Below are 17754 nucleotides of genomic sequence, written 5' to 3'. Positions count from 1 at the left end.
TCTGGTGATGTCGCTCTGTGACATTGCTATTAATTATTTTAGTTAATACTGATAAACGGCGATTATACAAGCAATAACAATTCCTTTTCTTTAACGCAGTCTACGTTTAACAACAAAAGTCAGTACAGTTAACCTAATAAACGGCTGAACAGTTATAACTGTATTAAAAATCTATTTGATTTAGTTATAAAAAAAGCGACTCTGAGGAGTCGCTTCGAAAGTCGTGAGGCGTGTTTATTTGATGATGCCGCGAGCACGTAAGATGGCGGTTTTGAAGTCATCTTCTTGGTCTTTCTTCAGGCCCGGGATCATTTCGTCTTTGCTGCTGTTGCGCATTTTAAGATGGTAGATCAGTACGTCGTCGGAGAGATCTTCCAACTTGCCGTCGTAGCCCGCCTCTTGCGCCAGTTTGACGATGAATTGCAGCAGGTTCATTTCTTGGTCTTTTTGCCACTCTGGCTCTAATAGCTCAAGTAGCTCTTCTATGCGATGACACTTCATTTCTTTCTCCACAATATTTATAAGTATTTGCGCTTAAGGTATCAAATTGCATCGCGAAGACAAATAGAAAAGGAAGGAAAAGAAAAAGCGCAGCTGGCGCCGCGCTTTTGGTTAAGCTGCTTTGATAACTTTGGTTGTAACACTCGACACTATTGCTGTCTTCTCAACCAGTGTCATAGCTGGCGCAACTTGTTTTGCCTTAGATGCAGTAGTGAAGCCACTGCGGCGGCGCATTGCACTTGTATTGGTGTGTGCGAACCTGACTGTAGTTGGGCGCATTCGATTACCTAACTGCCAGGCATATCCATTGCCGATGTAATGGCCTGACTCATTATGAGTTGAGCTTCAACTGCTTGAAGGGTGGCTCTTTTGGCTTTCGCCAGTCCAATAAATGAGTCAGGAATACCGATATGCATGCATATCATGTATAGGTTAGCACCCTTGTTATAATTGGTCGATAGTTGAGCAATTGAATTCTCTCGATTTTGTTATTTTGTCGCTCGGATCGACGCAAAAATTTGTTTTGATCCCATGATCAGCAGTAGTAGTATGAGATCTCGACAAAGGAGGTGCATATGTCATTTTTGAAGAAGACACTTGCGAGCTTTGGGATCGGCAGCGCTAAGGTAGATTCGATTCTAAATCAGGATGTGCTTTATCCCGGTCAAAGTGTGGATGTTTCTATTCACGTTTATGGTGGCGCGACAGAACAAGCGATCGATAACATCGATATGAAGCTTTGTTGCCGCTACATCGCAGAGGCTCCGGACGACCGTGGTGCGCGAGAAGGGCACAGCATGCGTCGAGTACCGCAAACGCATGTCTTGGCGAAATGGAATCTCCCGTACGCCTTTACGATTCATCCTGGTGAAGAGCGCACCTTCGACGTCAAACTCGACGTGCCTTGGAACACACCAGTGACCATCGGCGATGCAAAAGTCTGGCTAGAAACTGGCTTAGATGTGGCGATGGCGCTTGACCCTACCGACAAAGACATTCTCACCGTTAGACCCGACCCACTTATGGATGCCATATTGTCAGCGTTTGAAGCCCAAGGCTTGCGTATTCGCCAAGTCGAATGCGAAGAGGTAAAAGGTTTCGAACTGCCATTTGTACAAGAGTTTGAAATGGTGCCCACTGATGGCCCGTATCATGGCGTATGGCGCGAGTTAGAGTTTGTCGCGCATCGCGATGAGCAAAACCTCAAGCTTTGGTTTGAGATTGACCGCACTCGCAGTGGCTCTCGCGGTATGCTTGCCAGCTTGCTCGGCAGTGGCAAACTCAAGCGCGAACTGTGTATTCCGGTGACAACAAACCTGGAAGAAGTGGGTGAGCTTGTCCTTAATTACCTCGACCAAACGACCGCGATTCACGAGTCTTAATTTTAGCTTACACGTGTACGCTTAATGTGCCATACTAGAGCGAATATTCAAAACTCTAGTATAGGCGCATTGATGTCCTCACCGCAGAAACCTCAATACAGTCAAAGTGAAGAGCTCGCCAACACCATCACGCACGGTATTGGGATGATTTTCGGCATTGTCGGGTTAATCCTGTTGTTAATCAAAGCGACAAACCACCAAGCTGACACATTGACCGTGACAAGCATGGCGATCTACGGCTCCAGTATTATTGTGCTGTTTCTAGCCTCAACGCTGTACCACGCGATCCCTCACCCTAAAGCGAAACGCTGGCTGAAAACCTTCGACCATTGCGCTATTTATCTGCTTATTGCTGGCAGTTACACGCCATTTTTGTTGGTGAGTTTACGCACGCCACTTGCGTTTGGCTTGATGATCGTTATCTGGAGCATTGCTTTGCTCGGCATCATCATGAAGGTCGCGTTTGTTTATCGCTTTAAGAAGTTGTCGCTGATGACTTATTTGGTGATGGGATGGTTGTCGTTGATTGTGATTTATCAGTTGGCGATCAATCTGGATATCGGTGGACTTACGCTGCTTGCGGTGGGCGGTTTGGTGTACTCGCTAGGGGTGATTTTCTACGTTGCGAAGCGTATCCCCTTTAACCATGCGATTTGGCATGGCTTCGTTTTAGCGGGTTGTGTGTGTCACTTCTTCGCGATTTATTACTTTGTCGAGCCTATCTAAACTTAGCGACCTAAGCCTCACGCGTCAGCGTGGCAAGATACGCTCGACAAAGAATATCAGACCCGTATTAGCGAGTTTTCACTTCTAACACTTTGGCAGAAAACTGGTATTGCTGAGATTGCGGCACGGCCAGTTTAATGCTCTTACCTTGTTCTGCTTGCTGTGGTCTCAGGTAGGTATCCGCCATTCGTTTGATGGATTGCCAAACCGTGACCTTTTCTTTCGCCAGTTGCTTGCCAGACATATCAAACACTTGTACCTCAACCTCCACCTGAATGACAGATTGAGAGCTTTGGTTGGTGATAGACGTTGGCAGTACCAGTTCTCCACCTTCGTAGCTCGCAGAGCCAATCAGTACGTCAACCCCTGAGTCTGACAACTGCAAGGTTGGTTTTTTCGCGTTCACAACCACGGTGGTACCGACGGTTTTTGTTACGACCGGAATTGTCGCAATCGCAGGAGCTGCGACAGTTTCAACCGCGCTGGTTGTGGTTTGGGCTACGGCCTCTTTTGGCGCAGAACTTGTCATCACGTATTCCCAAGTAAAGTCATCGTTCAACTTCACTTCTCGACCGTCGGCTAAAGTGACGACTTCAGCGGCGTAGGCGGATGAGGTGGCGAGTAGGGTCGCCAGAGTGATCCATGTTTTCATTGTCATACCTTTTATTTGTGTCTGCTTAACGGCGCCAAAACGCAGGGAAGAACAGTACAAGAATAGTCAGAATCTCCAAGCGGCCCATCAACATACCAAAGCTTAGAAGCCATTTAGCGGCATCTGGTAGTGGCGCGAAGTTACCGGTTGGGCCGATCACGCTACCCATGCCAGGACCCACGTTGGCAACGGCGGTGATTGAGCCAGAAATGCTGGTCACGGGATCAAGACCAAGGGCACTTAAACAGCCAGCGATAAAGATGATGGTGATAAAGAACATCAACCCAAACGCCACCACAGAGCGCACGATGTCGTCGTTCACAGGACGTTGGTTGTAACGTTGCACGAAAACGCCGGATGGATGAATCAGTTTCATGATCTGTTTGTTTAACAGCGTCATAGCAATTTGGAAACGGAAGATTTTAATCCCGCCCGCGGTTGAGCCAGAACATGCCCCTGCCATCATTAAGAAGGCAAAGAGCGTGGTTGGCAGAGCGCCCCAAGCGGTGAAATCTTCCAAGCCGAACCCGGTGGTTGTCACCACAGAAACGATGTTGAACATCGACACTCGCAGGGCATCCAAAATGGTGTAACCATCGCGAATCACTAGCCAAGCGGCAACCACTAAGCTTGAGAACAAGAACAAGTATGCAAAGCCTCGTACCTGTGCATCTTTGACCAGAATATCGATGCTGCGTTTACGTAGCGCGGCAACAAACAATAGAAATGGCAGACCGCCTAAGAACATGAAAGTGGTCGCGACCCAGTGCGCACCGTTGGAGAAGTTGTTCATCGAGCTATCGGAGGTCGAGTAACCGCCGGTAGATAGGGTGGTAAAGGCGTGGTTGATCGCTTCAAACAGGTTCATGCCCGTCAGAACATAACCACCAATGCACATGCCCGTTAAGATCAGATACACCAACACGATGTTCTTCGCTACGGTTTTGGCTCTTGGGCTGCTTTTATCTGACCAGTCGGACGATTCCGTTTGGAACAGCTTCATACCACCGACGTTCAACATGGGTAGGATTGCCACCGCCATTACGATAAAGCCAATGCCACCCAGCCATTGCAAGATGGAGCGCCATAACAAAATGCTCGGCGCCATGTTGTCCAAGCCACTGAGCACTGTGGAGCCCGTGGTGGTGATCCCCGACATGGTTTCGAAGTAGGCATCGGTGAAGCTGATGTGGTTAATGAACACAAATGGCAACGCGGCGAACGCGCTGGCGATGGTCCAGACCAAACTAGTGATGAGGAACATGTCGCGCACACTGAGTTTGAACTTGGCGGTTCGGCCAATCGTCAAACAGATGAAGGCGGCAAGGTGCGTGATCACAACGGCTTGGGCGAAATCGAGGAAACCGCCCGTACCTGTGAAGAAAGCGACCAAAGTCGGCACGTACATAAAAAGGGCCAGTTTGGATAAAACCAGCCCGATAACAAACAGTACGGGACGTAAGTTGACCATAGGAAAATCCTAGAGGAAGAATGGGCTCGGCTGGAACAGCGCTTCGACGTCTGGTACGTACTTTTTGTCGACCAAGAACATCACGACGTGGTCATCTTGCTCGATGACGGTACGATCGTGTGCGATAAGAACTTCTTCGCCACGAACGACAGCACCAATGGTGGTTCCCGGTGGCAGTTTAATGTCACCAATCGCTCGGCCAACCACTTTGGATGTGGTTTCGTCACCGTGCGCTACGGCCTCGATAGCTTCCGCCGCACCGCGACGCAGAGACGATACGTTTACGATGTCTGCACGGCGAACGTGCGTCAGCAAGGCGGAAATGGTTGCTTGCTGTGGTGAGATGGCCACATCAATCACGCCGCCTTGGACTAAGTCAACGTACGCGCCGCGTTGGATCAGTACCATCACCTTCTTCGCGCCCATGCGTTTTGCCAGCATAGCGGACATGATGTTGGTTTCATCTTCGTTGGTGAGAGCGATGAATACGTCAACTTGGTCGATGTTTTCTTCAGTCAGTAGCTCTTGGTCTGCGGCATCGCCACAGAACACGATGGTGTTCTCTAATTGCTCAGACAGCTTTTCTGCACGCTGATAGTCGCGCTCAATCAGCTTCACGCTGTAAGTTTGCTCTAGGCGTTTTGCCAAGCTTGCGCCGATGTTACCCCCGCCAACAATCATGATGCGGCGGTAAGGTTTTTCTAGGCGCTGTAGTTCACTCATTACAGAGCGAATGTGGTTGCTTGCGGCGACGAAGAACACTTCATCATCGGCTTCAATAATGGTGGTGCCTTGCGGGCGAATCGGACGGCCTTGACGGAAAATCGCTGCCACACGGGTATCGATGTGCGGCATGTGCTCACGCAAAGCAGACAGCGCGTTACCCACCAACGGGCCACCGTAGTAGGCTTTTACCGCCACTAGGCTGACTTTCTGTTCAGCAAAGCTCACCACTTGCAGCGCGCCTGGGTATTGGATCAGACGTTCGATGTAGCTCGTAACGAGTTCTTCTGGGGCGATAAGGTGATCGACAGGAATGGCGCCAGATTTAAACAGGGCTTCTTTTTCTGCCAAGTATTCTGGAGAGCGAATACGTGCAACGCGGTTTGGGGTGTTGAATAGAGTGAACGCGACCTGACAGGCAGCCATATTGGTTTCATCAGTGTTGGTTACTGCGACGAGCATATCGGCGTCTTGCGCGCCAGCTTCGTGCAGCACGTCTGGGTGGCTCGCATGGCCATTGACCACACGCAGGTCGTATTTGTCCTGCAATTCACGCAGTCGGTCGGCATTGTTGTCGACGATGGTGATGTCGTTGTTTTCACCCACTAGGTTTTCTGCCAGTGTGCCGCCAACCTGACCTGCACCAAGAATAATGATCTTCATACTCTTTTCTCGTTATCTGAAAAAGGCGATTGAAATCACTCCAATCGCCCTATTTAGCATGCTGTTACGCGCGTGTTTTTGTTAGCACTGCGTAGTAGAAACCATCCATATCTTCTTCGCCTGGTAGAATTTGACGACCAGGCTGGTCGGGATCAGAATCCAGCAGTTGCGCATCCGCGGTACGTGCTAAAAACGCTTTTACTTGCTCCACGTTTTCTTGCGGTGTGATTGAACAAGTCGCGTAAACCATTGTGCCGCCGGGTTTCAGTTGCGTCCACATGGCATCAAAAATTTCACTTTGTAGCTCTGCTAATGCGGCGATGTCGTCTGCACGACGTAGCCATTTGATGTCTGGGTGACGACGAATCACGCCAGTCGCAGAACATGGGGCATCTAGCAAAATGCGATCAAATTGCTCGCCTTGCCACCATTCTTGTGGATTACGCGCATCACCGCAAACCACTTTTGCCTGAAGGTTGAGACGCTTCAGGTTTTCATGCACACGTTTCAGCCGTGTGTCGTCGCAGTCAATCGCGACCACTTCACTGCCCGACGTGCGCTCTAGAATGTGCGCAGTCTTGCCACCTGGCGCAGCACAGCAATCCAAAATCAGTTCGCCGTCTTGTGGTTTTAGGTAGTTGATCGAAAGCTGAGCTGCCGCATCTTGGACCGAAACCCAACCTTTATCAAAACCAGGTAGCTTCATCACGTCACATGGTGCGGCCAATTTTATGGCGTCCTTTGCTTCTGTGTGTGGCGTGCTATCAATGTTTTCATTTTTGAGTAGCGCAAGGTATTCATCACGAGTGTGGTGTTGATGGTTCACACGCAGCCACATTGGTGCTTTTTGGTTATTCGCTTCAACAATGCTTTCCCATTGCTGTGGGTAGGCCTCTTGCAGCAGTTTTAGTAACCAGCTTGGGTGACCGTACTTGCCAGCGTTGTTGCTGACAGCCATTTGGTCGAGTTCTTCTTGGTTGCGTTGGTAGTTACGCAATACAGCGTTAATCAAACCACGCAGACGAGGACCTTTCAGCTCTTTAGTGCCTTCAACCGTTTCACCGACTGCTGCGTGCGCAGGAATACGCATGAAGCTCAGTTGGTAAATGCCAACCAGAATTAGGTGATGGAATACACGTTGTTTGCCTTTGAGCGGCTTATCCATCAACTGGTTTGCGATCATTTCTAGGCGAGGTAGGTAACGTAGCGCACCGTAACAGATCTCTTGTAGCAGAGCGTGGTCACGAGGTCGTACCGTTTGTTGAGCCGCTGGAAGAGCGCTTGAAAGTGAGTGGCCCTTGTCGACGACAAGATACAGGACGTTAGCAGCCGCAGCGCGAACATTCATGATGAGTACCTTAAAGTAAAGGAGGGCATCTCTGCCCTCTAAAAGTTCGTATTATTGGGGATAATAACCCCTAGTATGGCTTAAACCAGCAGAGTGCCGACTTCAAACCAAGCAGCACGTGAGTTCAGAATATCCTGAACTGACATGGCTTTTTTGCCAGGAACTTGCAGTTGCTCTAGCACCAGTACGCCGTTGCCTGTCGCAACATAAATACCAGTTTTATCTGCTTGCACTATGGTGCCGGCTGGCTTGTCACTGGTTTGCTCTGCCACACGGCTTTGCCATACTTTGATGCTATTTTCTGCCGCCTCAAAGTGGCTCATTGGCCATGGGTTAAATGCACGAACGCAGCGCTCAATGTGCGCCGCATCGTCGTTCCAGTTGATGCGTGCTTCTTCTTTGCTGAGTTTTTTCGCATAGTTCGCTAGCTCATCGTCTTGCTTCACTGGCACTGCTTTACCCGCAGCAATGTCTGCTAGGCAGTCAATCAGGGATTCTGGACCAAGCTCAGCCAATTTTTCGTACATTGAAGCGCTGGTATCTGTCGCTTCGATTGGCAGAGTTGCAATCTTCAGCATATCACCAGTGTCGAGACCGATGTCCATCTGCATGATGGTCACGCCAGTTTCTGCATCGCCCGCCCAAATAGAGCGTTGGATTGGAGCCGCACCACGCCAACGAGGTAGGATAGAACCATGTACGTTGATACAGCCCAGTTTAGGGGTATCAAGAACCGCTTGTGGCAGGAGCATACCGTACGCCACGACAACCATGAGATCGGCGTTCAGATCGGCAAGTTCTTGTTTCGCTTCGTCGGACTTAAAGCTTTCAGGTTGGTAAACCGGGATGTTGTGTTCCAGCGCCAGTTGTTTTACCGGTGGCGCAGCCAATTTCTTGCCACGACCCGCTGGACGATCTGGGTTTGTGTAAACCGCGATTACTTCATGCTCCGAAGACAACAACGCCGCCAAGTGACGGGCGGCGAAATCCGGAGTACCTGCAAAGACAATACGTAAAGACTGACTCAAGGTAGACTTCCTTCTAATTGGTATGGTTCGAGATTAAGCGTTTTGCTGCTTCTCGTTAAAGCGTTTGATTTTTGCTAGCTTGTCCTGAATGCGTTTGCGTTTCAGTGGCGATAGGTAATCCACGAATAGCTTTCCTTGTAGGTGATCAAGCTCGTGTTGAACACAAATCGCTAGCAGGTCGTCGGCTTCAAAGGTGAACTCTTTGCCATCACGATCCAGTGCTTTAACGGTAACTTCTGCAGCGCGAGGCACAAGTGCGCGTGCACCAGGTACCGACAGACAGCCTTCTTCGATGCCATCTTCGCCACGCTTTTCCAGAATCTCAGGGTTGATTAGCACCATCGGCTCATCGCGAGTTTCTGAAATATCAATCACTACGATACGTTTGTGGATATCAACCTGCGTTGCAGCAAGGCCAATACCTTCTTCGTCGTACATGGTTTCAATCATGTCATCGACGATTTTTTGAATCTCAGGAGTCACCGCGTCAACAGGCTTCGCGACCGTGCGCAGGCGATCATCTGGGAATGTTAATACTTGTAATACAGACATATTCACTCGAAATATTGAACTGTGCCGAAACAGCACAAACCTTGTTGGCTCAATTCTAGACATTTTATAGCCTAAATGACAGCATCCTTGCACCAATTTCCATTCTGGTTCCTGCTTAACAGACCAAGGACGAGGGTCATGAATCGAATTTTCCGCAACGTTGCCAGTGTTACGTTGCCGTTACTTTTCTCTTTCAACGCTGTAGCAAATGTGGATGCTAAACCACTGACTGTTAAAGATGATGCGCCACAAACGTATGTAGTCGTGAAGGGCGATACGCTATGGGATATTTCGGCCATGTACTTAGATAGCCCGTGGTTGTGGCCTCGTTTGTGGCAAGTCAATCCAGACATCGATAACCCTCATTTAATTTATCCCGGAGATAAGCTGTCTTTGGTGTGGATTAACGGTCAGCCCGTGTTGAGCCTAAAACCGGTTAAGAAGCTGAGCCCGAAAGCACGCATCACAGAAAAGAAAGCCGTACCAACGGTAGCGGAAGGTTTGGTGATGCCGTATCTCAAATCGGATCGGTTGCTGGATCAAGATGCGTTGAACAATGCTGCAAAAGTGATGGGCAGCAGCAAAGGCAGTAAATATCTGACGGCAGAAGATGTGCTGTACATCGATGGCAAGCAGACCGCTACAGGCTGGGCTATTTACCGACCGGTAGAAACCTTTTCGCGTGACGATGTGTCTAAAGAGATCACTGCGCTGCGTTTGATTGCAAAAGGCGAACTCGTTGAGGCTTCGAGCGATTATTCTGGTTTGAAGATCACGTCTCAATTGCAAGAAATCCTGCGCAACGATATCGCGTTGCCAAATCAATCGGTTGAGAACACTGACTTCACAACAACGTTCTACCCTATGCCGTCGCCACAAGGCAGTTCTGCAAAGTTGCTAGGCAATATCGAAGGTATTCGCTTTAGCTCAACCAACCAAGTTGTGGTGATTGATAAAGGTACGTCTGACAGTGTGAAACAAGGCAGTGTGTTTGATTTAAAAGAAGACGCGCATCCGGTTTACAAAGATGGCGATGAATTCAAGAAAGAGTTTGGTGTCCTCGATAAGAAAATAACCTTACCTCAAAGTAAAGTTGGCGAGTTGCTGGTCATTCGTCCTTATGAGTACTTTAGCTTAGCGTTGATCACAACCAGCACTAAACCCATCAATAAAGAGGTCTCTGTGGTTTCGCCTCTGACGCAAGAGTCGACCACCAATGAAACCACGCAATAACGACAGTGACCTTGCTGCCTGGCTTAAGCTGAGTTGCTTGCCAGGCATCGGTGGGGTCAAAATGAATAAGCTGCTCGCCAAAGATACGCCTCGCAATATCATCAGTTCCTCTTCTGATCAGCTCTATCAATTGGGTTTGACGAACAAACAGCTGCAAGCTTGGGCTTCGGTCGATAAAGAGGTCGATGCTTGTTTAACGTGGCTAGCCACTTCTACAAATCATCACATTCTGACGCTGGCCGATCCTTTATATCCCCCTTTACTCAAGCAAGTTGTCGCTCCGCCTCCGTTGTTGTTTGTCGAGGGGAATCCTACCTTTTTATCGCAACCACAAATTGCCATGGTGGGCAGCCGTAACGCCAGTTTTGATGGTTTACACCATGCACGTCAATTTGCGGCAGAGTTGGCTCAGCAAGAATTGATTGTCACTAGCGGTTTAGCGCTTGGGATTGATGGCCATGCTCATGACGGTGCGCTACAAGCGGGTGGTAAGACGATAGCTGTGCTCGGGTCTGGTTTAGAACATGTTTATCCTGCTCGTCATCGTGGTTTAGCGCAGCGAGTAACAGAAAATGGCGCACTGGTTTCTGAGTTTCGCCCCAATGCCAAGCCTCGCGCAGAAAACTTTCCGCGTCGAAATCGTATCATTAGCGGCTTATCGTTAGGTGTGTTAGTGGTGGAAGCGGCCGAGAAAAGTGGCTCGCTTATTACCGCGCGTTATGCCCTTGAGCAAGGGCGAGAAGTGTTTGCGCTGCCGGCCTCAATTAATGCTCGCAATGCTAGTGGTGGTAACCAATTGATTCGCAACGGTGCCTGCCTCGTAGAGAAAACCCAAGATATCCTCGATGAAATACAGTCTTTACTCGATTGGTCTGTTAATCAAAGTATCGATTTATTTTCTACGCTAAATGATGAAGAAGAATTGCCATTTCCTCAGCTGTTAGCTAACGTAGGAAGTGAAGCTACACCGGTTGATATTCTTGCAAACAGGACCAATATACCTGTCCAAGAAGTCATGATGCAGCTCTTAGAGCTTGAGCTCTCTGGGCATGTTGTTGCGGTTTCAGGTGGCTATATTCGAAAGGGGAGGGGCTAGCTATGATGATGGATATACTGATGTATCTATTCGAAACCTACATCCATAGCGATGCAGAGTTACAGGTCGAACAAGACGAGTTGGAAGAAGAATTGCTTCGCGCAGGCTTCCAACAAAAAGATATCTACAAAGCCCTTGTCTGGTTAGAAGAGCTCGCAGCGCTGCAGCAAAGTGATACATCTTCTGCGATTTCGGCTTGTATCGCGTCATCATCGACTCGTATCTATACTGCGAAAGAGATGCAGCGTTTGGATTTGGAGTGCCGAGGCTTTTTATTGTTCCTTGAGCAAATCAATGTGTTGACGACAGAAACTCGTGAAATGGTGATTGACCGAGTGATGGGTCTAGAAACGAGCGAGTTTGAGCTTGAAGACCTCAAATGGATCATTTTGATGGTGCTGTTTAATGTGCCTGGTAATGAAAACGCTTATACGCTAATGGAAGAGCTGTTGTACACCAAGGAACAAGGGATTCTTCACTAACCCAATCTAGGCAAGTTCGAGTTTAGCTAGCAAGAACGCGAGCTTGTCTTTTGGTGTGTTTTTCACGAAACGGTAAGTATGAGTAGTAAAATCGACAATACCCTTTTCTCTGCCCATGAACACGCATTGGAACACGAGCCGTGTCCTAAATGTGGCAGCGAGTTGACCCTCAAACATGGCAAACACGGCCCCTTTCTTGGCTGTAGCCACTACCCAAGCTGTGATTACATCAAAGCCCTGCACAACAATGATGGACACATCGTCAAAGAGCTTGGCGTTCCTTGTCCAGATTGTGGTAACGAGTTGGTATTACGCCAAGGGCGTTATGGGATGTTTGTTGGTTGCAGTAACTATCCGGCGTGCCATCATATTGAGTCGATTAATCAACCTGAGCCAGAAAAGCAGTCGCAAGAGCACTATGCGTGTCCTGAATGCGGTAAAGGTCATTTAGTCGAACGTAAGACGCGTTTTGGTAAAACTTTCTACGCATGTGATAACTACCCTAAATGTAAATTTGCCGTGAATCTCCCTCCTGCAAAGGGGAGGTGCGAAGAATGTGGTTTTACGTTGTTGGTGGAGAAGAAACTCGCCAGTGGTGTGAAATTGCAATGTGCCAACCGTAAGTGCCAGCACACTCAACAAGGGTAAATACATCAAAGGAATTAAAAAGGGTCGCATCGTGCGACCCTTTGTGGTTTTTGGGCTAGATTTTAGCGTTGTGCTTGTTTCGCAAACTCGTGCACGGCTGGGAATGTCATTGGATCTAAGACCTCCGCGAGAGCGCACAACCTACGGTGCAATTCTCCTGGGTAGTCACCGCATACGTTGATGTGACCCATTTTGCGCCCTTCGCGCTTCTCTTTGCCGTACCAATGGATGTGACAACCATCCATGGCGAGCAGCGCTTCTGGCAACGTATCTTCACCAAGAATATTCACCATTGAGGTTTCGCGAATCAGTTTGGTGCAGCCTAACGGCAAGCCGCACACGGCGCGCAGATGGTTTTCAAACTGACAAGTTTCCGCACCTTGCTGTGTCCAGTGACCGGAGTTGTGCACGCGTGGGGCAATCTCATTGACTAACAGTGTGCCCTCGACATCAAAGAACTCGAGTGCCAATGCGCCAACGTAATCCAGGCTATCTGCGACGGCCGTGAACATCTGCTTGGCTTGGGCTTGCAGCTCTGGCGCATCAATCGCGGTGGATAAGCTCAATACGCCATTGGTATGAACGTTTTCTGCTAGAGGGTAAACTTCAACACTGCCGTCTTTGCCACGCGCACCAACTAAAGAGACTTCACGATTAAATGGCACAAACTCCTCAGCCACAATCGCTTGAGTTGGTGTTGCTGCAATGCACTCCGCCATTTCTGCCCAGATCGTCTCGATCTGAGCCGCTTCTTTCAAGCGCCATTGGCCTTTACCATCGTAACCACCCAATGCACTTTTCAGCACCATAGGCATGCCAACATGTTCAATTGCGCGTTCAAAATCTTCACGTGTCTCAATCACGTAGTACTTTGCATTACGCACGCCAGCATTATCGAGTAGCGCTTTTTCAACACGGCGGTCACCGCCTGCTTTGATGGCTGCGGTACTAGGGAGGAACTTGCCACTTAATTCACAGATGTCGAGTACATCGTGAGGAATATGTTCGAATTCTGCGGTGATCGCATCCACTTGTTCAATGGCATTTTCCAAACCATGACCAAGCACCTGTTGGGTAAGAGGATGGACAACGTTACCGCTGCCGACATCGTAAGCCGAGATTTGGATGTTTAGTGGTGCACCAGCCAGAGACATCATGCGAGCCAACTGACCTGATCCGAGAACCAGTACATGCATCTGATTAATCCTCAGCTGGATTTGGGTTAGCCAGTACGGTTTCCGTCTGTTCATTGCGGAACGCTTCTACCTTCGCCATGATGCTTTCGTCATGAGTGCCTAGGATTTGTGCCGCTAAGATGCCCGCGTTTGCAGCGCCCGCTTCGCCAATCGCTAACGTGCCGACTGCAATGCCTTTTGGCATTTGTACAATAGATAGCAAAGAGTCCATGCCTTTTAGAGCGCGAGATTGAACCGGAACGCCAAGTACAGGCAAACTGGTGAAGGCTGCCGCCATTCCCGGTAGGTGAGCTGCACCACCGGCACCTGCGATGATCACTTTGATGCCGCGTTCTTTCGCGCTGCTAGCGTAATCGGCTAATAGTTGAGGAGTACGGTGAGCTGACACCACCTTTGTTTCGTAAGACACGCCAAATTGATCCAGCATGTCTGCTGCTAGTTTCATGGTTGGCCAATCGGATTTAGAACCCATGATGATACCGACTTTCATCTCAAACTCCTTCAAGCTGCAAAATTAGGTGAGCTGATAAATTTGTGCGCATTATACGGGGATTTTTATCTCAAGCAAACGTTTGCGTCTTGTTGTTGACGCTATTGATACATTTTATAAAAAAATTGCTTTAGTGTCTGAGAATGAATATTTGTACACTTAGTGAAAATAATACAGTCAGACAATCAGGAAGTAATCGGTGGATAACTTTGAACAAGTGCTCAACGCACTACAACAAGGCGAAGTGATTGCCTACCCAACAGAAGGGGTTTTTGGTGTCGGATGCGATCCAGATAACCCAGAAGCAATTCAAAAACTACTGGATCTCAAGCAGCGTCCGGTGGAAAAAGGGCTGATTCTGATCGCCGCAAGTTATGAGCAGCTCTTGCCGTATATTGATGAATCTCAACTGACTCCAGAACAATTAGCGACCGTTCATGCAACTTGGCCTGGCCCATACACTTGGATCATGCCAGCGAGCGATAAAGTCTCCAACTGGGTTTCAGGACAGTTTGATTCAATTGCAGTTCGTGTGACTGATCATCCTTTGGTTCAAAAGATGTGTAATGCATTCGGAAAGCCGTTAACCTCTACCAGCGCGAATCTTTCCGGCTTGCCACCGTGTATGACCACGGAAGAGGTAGAGCAGCAATTGGGTGACAAGCTGGTGGCCATTCTTCGTGGTGAAACCAGCGGCCGTGATAAACCCAGCGAGATTCGTGACGCCAAAACTTCACAAATATTAAGACAGGGCTAACCCTGCTTGCCAGTCATCAACCGGTATCACGTAATAGGTAATAACGTATGTCAGCAATCGATAAGCACGCCGTAAAGCAGTTCCTGATGTCACTTCAGGACTCCATTTGTCAGCAGTTAGAACAAGAAGATGGAGAGGCCGTCTTTGTCGAGGATGCATGGCATCGTGAACCGGGCGAACGTCTTGGAGGCGGTGGGCGCTCACGTGTTATGCGTGATGGCCTTGTTTTCGAGCAAGGTGGGGTGAACTTCTCGCATGTAGAAGGGAAAGAAATGCCAGCATCTGCGACGGCACATCGTCCGGAGCTAGCGGGTCGCCGTTTTGAAGCGATGGGGGTTTCTTTGGTTATCCATCCCAAAAACCCTTACGTCCCAACTTCTCATGCGAATGTGCGTTTCTTTATCGCCGAGAAAGAGGGCGAAGAACCAATTTGGTGGTTTGGTGGTGGTTTCGACCTGACTCCTTTCTATCCTTTCGAAGAAGATTGTCAGTCATGGCACGATACAGCTAAGGCAATCTGTGCCCTATTTGGTGAAGAAGTATATGCTGAACACAAAGCGTGGTGTGATAAGTACTTCTTCTTGCCACATCGAAATGAAACTCGTGGTGTTGGTGGTTTGTTCTTTGATGATTTGAATCACTGGGAGTTTGATAAGTGTTTTAATTACATCAAAGCGGTGGGTGAAGGCTATTGCCAAGCTTATTTGCCGATCGTGTCTCGTCGTAAAGACATCGAATATGGCGAGCGCGAACGTGAATTCCAACTTTACCGTCGTGGTCGTTATGTTGAGTTCAACTTAGTGTACGACCGTGGCACTTTATTCGGTTTACAAAGTGGTGGGCGTACCGAGTCGATTCTGATGTCGATGCCGCCGTTAGCTCGCTGGGAGTACCGCTACAAACCAGAAGCAGGAACGCCTGAAGCCGAACTTTACGAGCGATACCTGAAACCACGCGAATGGTAAGCACGGAATCTCCTTTTCTATATAGATAGATAGTGATAGGGTCATCTGTAATCAGATGGCCCTGTTTTCTCTATATCTAAGTAAGGAATAAAGGTAAGGACATGACCCCGCAAATCGATCGTTACGCCGTGTTTGGTAACCCTATCGGGCACAGCAAGTCGCCATTTATCCATACACTCTTTGCTCGTCAAACGAATCAGTCCCTTACATACACCGCAGAGTGTGCGCCTGTGGGTGGATTTATCGAGGCGGCGAAAGCATTTTTTGCTGACGGCGGCAAAGGCTGTAACGTGACCTTGCCTTTTAAAGAAGACGCCTATCAATTTGCCAGCCGTTTGACCGAGCGTGCTCAGCTTGCTGGAGCAGTGAATACACTTAAGAAGCTTGATGATGGTGAAATCATAGGTGATAACACTGATGGTGCAGGCTTAGTGCAGGACTTGTTGCAACACCAAGTCGTTTTAGAAGGCGCACGCATCCTGATCATAGGAGCTGGTGGTGCCGCTCGAGGAGTGATTAAACCATTGCTCGATCAAAAACCAACATCTCTAACGATAACTAATCGTACGTTTTCCAAAGCCGAAGCATTGGCAGAATTGTTTTCTGCGTATGGCCCTGTTACAGCAAAAGAGATGAATACCATTGCTGAAGAGTTCGATATCATAATCAACTCTACGTCTGCATCATTGAGTGGTGAGTTACCTGCGATCTCTTCATCGGTGTTCGCCGCCAATAGTACAAGCTACGACATGATGTATGGCAAAGGTGATACATCATTTAACCAATGGGCTAAGCAACACGGTGCGGCACATGCTTATGATGGTTTAGGTATGTTAGTTGGCCAAGCTGCTGAGAGTTTTATGTTATGGCGCGGTCTTCGTCCTGGAGCCAAACAGATTTTGCGTGAATTAAGAAAGAACCTTGAAGGTCAATAAGCGATGAATCAATCCATCTTATTCCCAGACATGCAATCATGGGATGAAGTATCACAATCAGTAAACTTTGCGGCGCAACAATCTGGTGCGCTAATAGAATGCTTTGTGACGAAACAAAAGTTAGAAAAGTTATCTGGCTCAGAGTTAGATACGGAGCAGGCCGTGATCTCTGCTTTTATTGACTACCGATTTGATCTGGAAGAAATAGCAGAAGAGTTAATAGAAGATGAAGCCTTCAATGAAGAAGGCCACATTATCATCGGCTAACAGACCTTTAGTTCAAGTCTTCTACTTCATGTAAGTAGTCGTTTTTGTTTTGAACATAGTTATTGGCAGACTTTTGCAAAAAAGCTCGTTCTGTCTCTGATAGAGGGCGAGCTTGTTTTACTGGGCTACCGACATAAAGATAGCCGCTTTCTAATCTCTTTCCTGGCGGTACTAAACTGCCCGCTCCAATCATCACCTCTGATTCAATAACGACAGCATCTAAAACAATCGCCCCCATACCAACCAAAACACGATCGTGGATCTCACAACCGTGCAGCATCACTTTGTGGCCAATCGTAACGTCATTGCCAATTATAAGTGGGTAGCCGTTTGGGTTTTCGGCGTTCTTATGGGTGACATGCAAAACACTGCCATCTTGAATATTCGTTCGATCACCAATGTGAATGTGGTTCACATCGCCTCGTGCCGCTACTAATGGCCAAATGCTAGAATCGTCCCCAATACGGATATCTCCGACTAACACTGAGGTTGAGTCAACGTAAGCACGCTCACCAAGTTGAGGCTTTATACCTTTGTAGCTTCTAATTGAGCTCATCTTTTCTCCTTATTAGGGGCGATTACAGGGGACATGGAGGTAGAATAGTAGTGAAAACTCGCCTTTTAGAATAAAAAACACCC

21 protein-coding genes are annotated in these 17754 nt (G+C 48.3%); 10 read left to right on the top strand and 11 right to left on the bottom strand.

The window, feature by feature from the left end:
- Positions 1–234: 234 nt before the first annotated feature.
- Both ACF8EG_RS12410 and ACF8EG_RS12405 read right to left on the bottom strand, forming a co-directional pair.
- Positions 235–501, bottom strand: a complete 267-nt coding sequence (locus ACF8EG_RS12410; protein ID WP_005461387.1) for a YihD family protein — start codon at positions 499–501, stop codon at positions 235–237.
- Positions 502–612: 111 nt separating this feature from the next.
- Complete coding sequence (locus ACF8EG_RS12405) at positions 613–780, bottom strand: hypothetical protein (RefSeq protein ID WP_011106137.1); 168 nt, start codon at positions 778–780, stop codon at positions 613–615.
- A 296-nt stretch (positions 781–1076) separates the two neighbouring features.
- On the opposite strand from ACF8EG_RS12405, the gene ACF8EG_RS12400 reads away from it, so the two are divergent.
- Positions 1077–1883 carry a sporulation protein gene (locus ACF8EG_RS12400; RefSeq protein WP_005497426.1) on the top strand — a complete coding sequence of 269 codons (807 nt, stop codon included), beginning with the start codon at positions 1077–1079 and terminating at the stop codon, positions 1881–1883.
- Positions 1884–1955: 72 nt separating this feature from the next.
- The gene (locus ACF8EG_RS12395; RefSeq protein WP_005461458.1) at positions 1956–2609 is read left to right on the top strand and encodes a hemolysin III family protein; all 654 of its coding nucleotides are present in this window, start codon (positions 1956–1958) and stop codon (positions 2607–2609) included.
- A 67-nt stretch (positions 2610–2676) separates the two neighbouring features.
- On the opposite strand, the gene ACF8EG_RS12390 is transcribed toward ACF8EG_RS12395, so the two are convergent.
- The 6 genes from ACF8EG_RS12390 to def all read right to left on the bottom strand — a co-directional run bounded on the left by ACF8EG_RS12390 (position 2677) and on the right by def (position 9046).
- Complete coding sequence (locus ACF8EG_RS12390) at positions 2677–3261, bottom strand: DUF3157 family protein (RefSeq protein WP_023584682.1); 585 nt, start codon at positions 3259–3261, stop codon at positions 2677–2679.
- 25 nt (positions 3262–3286) lie between these two features.
- Positions 3287–4732 (bottom strand): TrkH family potassium uptake protein, encoded by a 1446-nt coding sequence (locus ACF8EG_RS12385; protein ID WP_005481183.1) that lies wholly within the window; start codon positions 4730–4732, stop codon positions 3287–3289.
- Between the two features lie 9 nt (positions 4733–4741).
- Entirely contained in the window at positions 4742–6118 is a 1377-nt protein-coding gene (gene trkA / locus ACF8EG_RS12380) for a Trk system potassium transporter TrkA (RefSeq protein ID WP_005461427.1), read from the bottom strand.
- A 64-nt stretch (positions 6119–6182) separates the two neighbouring features.
- Positions 6183–7466 carry a 16S rRNA (cytosine(967)-C(5))-methyltransferase RsmB gene (gene rsmB, locus ACF8EG_RS12375; RefSeq protein WP_069505283.1) on the bottom strand — a complete coding sequence of 428 codons (1284 nt, stop codon included), beginning with the start codon at positions 7464–7466 and terminating at the stop codon, positions 6183–6185.
- A gap of 80 nt (positions 7467–7546) precedes the next feature.
- On the bottom strand, positions 7547–8494 hold the full coding sequence (fmt, locus tag ACF8EG_RS12370) for a methionyl-tRNA formyltransferase (protein ID WP_069505281.1): 948 nt from the start codon (positions 8492–8494) through the stop codon (positions 7547–7549).
- Between the two features lie 33 nt (positions 8495–8527).
- Positions 8528–9046, bottom strand: coding sequence for a peptide deformylase (gene def, locus ACF8EG_RS12365; protein ID WP_005461416.1), 519 nt, complete (start codon positions 9044–9046; stop codon positions 8528–8530).
- Between the two features lie 138 nt (positions 9047–9184).
- On the opposite strand from def, the gene ACF8EG_RS12360 reads away from it, so the two are divergent.
- The 4 genes from ACF8EG_RS12360 (at position 9185) to ACF8EG_RS12345 (ending at position 12505) form a co-directional block, all read left to right on the top strand.
- The gene (locus ACF8EG_RS12360; protein ID WP_025632360.1) at positions 9185–10279 is read left to right on the top strand and encodes a LysM peptidoglycan-binding domain-containing protein; all 1095 of its coding nucleotides are present in this window, start codon (positions 9185–9187) and stop codon (positions 10277–10279) included.
- Entirely contained in the window at positions 10263–11375 is a 1113-nt protein-coding gene (gene dprA / locus ACF8EG_RS12355; protein WP_069505279.1) for a DNA-processing protein DprA, read from the top strand. The genes ACF8EG_RS12360 and dprA overlap by 17 nt, the downstream gene beginning before the upstream one ends.
- Before the next feature lie 2 nt (positions 11376–11377).
- The gene (locus ACF8EG_RS12350; protein ID WP_005461440.1) at positions 11378–11857 is read left to right on the top strand and encodes a DUF494 family protein; all 480 of its coding nucleotides are present in this window, start codon (positions 11378–11380) and stop codon (positions 11855–11857) included.
- Positions 11858–11935: 78 nt separating this feature from the next.
- Positions 11936–12505 (top strand): type I DNA topoisomerase, encoded by a 570-nt coding sequence (locus tag ACF8EG_RS12345; RefSeq protein WP_029864579.1) that lies wholly within the window; start codon positions 11936–11938, stop codon positions 12503–12505.
- Positions 12506–12567: 62 nt separating this feature from the next.
- On the opposite strand, the gene ACF8EG_RS12340 is transcribed toward ACF8EG_RS12345, so the two are convergent.
- Both ACF8EG_RS12340 and purE read right to left on the bottom strand, forming a co-directional pair.
- Positions 12568–13701: a 5-(carboxyamino)imidazole ribonucleotide synthase gene (locus ACF8EG_RS12340; RefSeq protein ID WP_069505277.1), complete on the bottom strand. Its 1134-nt coding sequence runs from the start codon at positions 13699–13701 to the stop codon at positions 12568–12570.
- Between the two features lie 4 nt (positions 13702–13705).
- Complete coding sequence (purE, locus tag ACF8EG_RS12335; RefSeq protein ID WP_005394016.1) at positions 13706–14191, bottom strand: 5-(carboxyamino)imidazole ribonucleotide mutase; 486 nt, start codon at positions 14189–14191, stop codon at positions 13706–13708.
- Between the two features lie 199 nt (positions 14192–14390).
- On the opposite strand from purE, the gene ACF8EG_RS12330 reads away from it, so the two are divergent.
- The 4 genes from ACF8EG_RS12330 to ACF8EG_RS12315 all read left to right on the top strand — a co-directional run bounded on the left by ACF8EG_RS12330 (position 14391) and on the right by ACF8EG_RS12315 (position 17115).
- Positions 14391–14948 (top strand): L-threonylcarbamoyladenylate synthase, encoded by a 558-nt coding sequence (locus ACF8EG_RS12330; RefSeq protein ID WP_015297509.1) that lies wholly within the window; start codon positions 14391–14393, stop codon positions 14946–14948.
- A gap of 47 nt (positions 14949–14995) precedes the next feature.
- Positions 14996–15913 carry an oxygen-dependent coproporphyrinogen oxidase gene (gene hemF, locus ACF8EG_RS12325; RefSeq protein ID WP_069505275.1) on the top strand — a complete coding sequence of 306 codons (918 nt, stop codon included), beginning with the start codon at positions 14996–14998 and terminating at the stop codon, positions 15911–15913.
- A 101-nt stretch (positions 15914–16014) separates the two neighbouring features.
- A complete protein-coding gene (aroE, locus tag ACF8EG_RS12320) occupies positions 16015–16848 on the top strand; it encodes a shikimate dehydrogenase (RefSeq protein ID WP_069505273.1) in 834 nt (277 codons plus the stop codon).
- A 3-nt stretch (positions 16849–16851) separates the two neighbouring features.
- Positions 16852–17115, top strand: coding sequence for a DUF1488 domain-containing protein (locus tag ACF8EG_RS12315; RefSeq protein ID WP_005461429.1), 264 nt, complete (start codon positions 16852–16854; stop codon positions 17113–17115).
- Positions 17116–17122: 7 nt separating this feature from the next.
- Here ACF8EG_RS12315 and ACF8EG_RS12310 read toward each other — a convergent pair whose 3' ends face one another.
- Positions 17123–17671: a gamma carbonic anhydrase family protein gene (locus ACF8EG_RS12310; RefSeq protein ID WP_069505271.1), complete on the bottom strand. Its 549-nt coding sequence runs from the start codon at positions 17669–17671 to the stop codon at positions 17123–17125.
- Between the last annotated feature and the right edge of the window lie 83 nt (positions 17672–17754).

The sequence above is a fragment of the Vibrio sp. YQ_11 genome (genome assembly GCF_043103065.1).
Classification (GTDB): domain Bacteria; phylum Pseudomonadota; class Gammaproteobacteria; order Enterobacterales; family Vibrionaceae; genus Vibrio; species Vibrio parahaemolyticus.
The sequence above is the reverse complement of the archived record's forward strand: the minus strand, read 5'-3'. Positions and strand labels throughout refer to the sequence as shown.

Coding starts and splice junctions, on each gene's coding strand:
- hemF (WP_069505275.1), top strand. CDS start 14,996: ATGTCAGCAATCGATAAGCACGCCGTAAAGCAGTTCCTGATGTCACTT.
- ACF8EG_RS12340 (WP_069505277.1), bottom strand. CDS start 13,701: ATGCATGTACTGGTTCTCGGATCAGGTCAGTTGGCTCGCATGATGTCT.
- ACF8EG_RS12345 (WP_029864579.1), top strand. CDS start 11,936: ATGAGTAGTAAAATCGACAATACCCTTTTCTCTGCCCATGAACACGCA.
- ACF8EG_RS12405 (WP_011106137.1), bottom strand. CDS start 780: ATGCGCCCAACTACAGTCAGGTTCGCACACACCAATACAAGTGCAATG.
- def (WP_005461416.1), bottom strand. CDS start 9,046: ATGTCTGTATTACAAGTATTAACATTCCCAGATGATCGCCTGCGCACG.
- trkA (WP_005461427.1), bottom strand. CDS start 6,118: ATGAAGATCATTATTCTTGGTGCAGGTCAGGTTGGCGGCACACTGGCA.
- aroE (WP_069505273.1), top strand. CDS start 16,015: ATGACCCCGCAAATCGATCGTTACGCCGTGTTTGGTAACCCTATCGGG.
- ACF8EG_RS12410 (WP_005461387.1), bottom strand. CDS start 501: ATGAAGTGTCATCGCATAGAAGAGCTACTTGAGCTATTAGAGCCAGAG.
- ACF8EG_RS12395 (WP_005461458.1), top strand. CDS start 1,956: ATGTCCTCACCGCAGAAACCTCAATACAGTCAAAGTGAAGAGCTCGCC.
- ACF8EG_RS12350 (WP_005461440.1), top strand. CDS start 11,378: ATGATGATGGATATACTGATGTATCTATTCGAAACCTACATCCATAGC.
- ACF8EG_RS12315 (WP_005461429.1), top strand. CDS start 16,852: ATGAATCAATCCATCTTATTCCCAGACATGCAATCATGGGATGAAGTA.
- ACF8EG_RS12360 (WP_025632360.1), top strand. CDS start 9,185: ATGAATCGAATTTTCCGCAACGTTGCCAGTGTTACGTTGCCGTTACTT.
- ACF8EG_RS12390 (WP_023584682.1), bottom strand. CDS start 3,261: ATGAAAACATGGATCACTCTGGCGACCCTACTCGCCACCTCATCCGCC.
- dprA (WP_069505279.1), top strand. CDS start 10,263: ATGAAACCACGCAATAACGACAGTGACCTTGCTGCCTGGCTTAAGCTG.
- purE (WP_005394016.1), bottom strand. CDS start 14,191: ATGAAAGTCGGTATCATCATGGGTTCTAAATCCGATTGGCCAACCATG.
- ACF8EG_RS12310 (WP_069505271.1), bottom strand. CDS start 17,671: ATGAGCTCAATTAGAAGCTACAAAGGTATAAAGCCTCAACTTGGTGAG.
- ACF8EG_RS12385 (WP_005481183.1), bottom strand. CDS start 4,732: ATGGTCAACTTACGTCCCGTACTGTTTGTTATCGGGCTGGTTTTATCC.
- rsmB (WP_069505283.1), bottom strand. CDS start 7,466: ATGAATGTTCGCGCTGCGGCTGCTAACGTCCTGTATCTTGTCGTCGAC.
- ACF8EG_RS12400 (WP_005497426.1), top strand. CDS start 1,077: ATGTCATTTTTGAAGAAGACACTTGCGAGCTTTGGGATCGGCAGCGCT.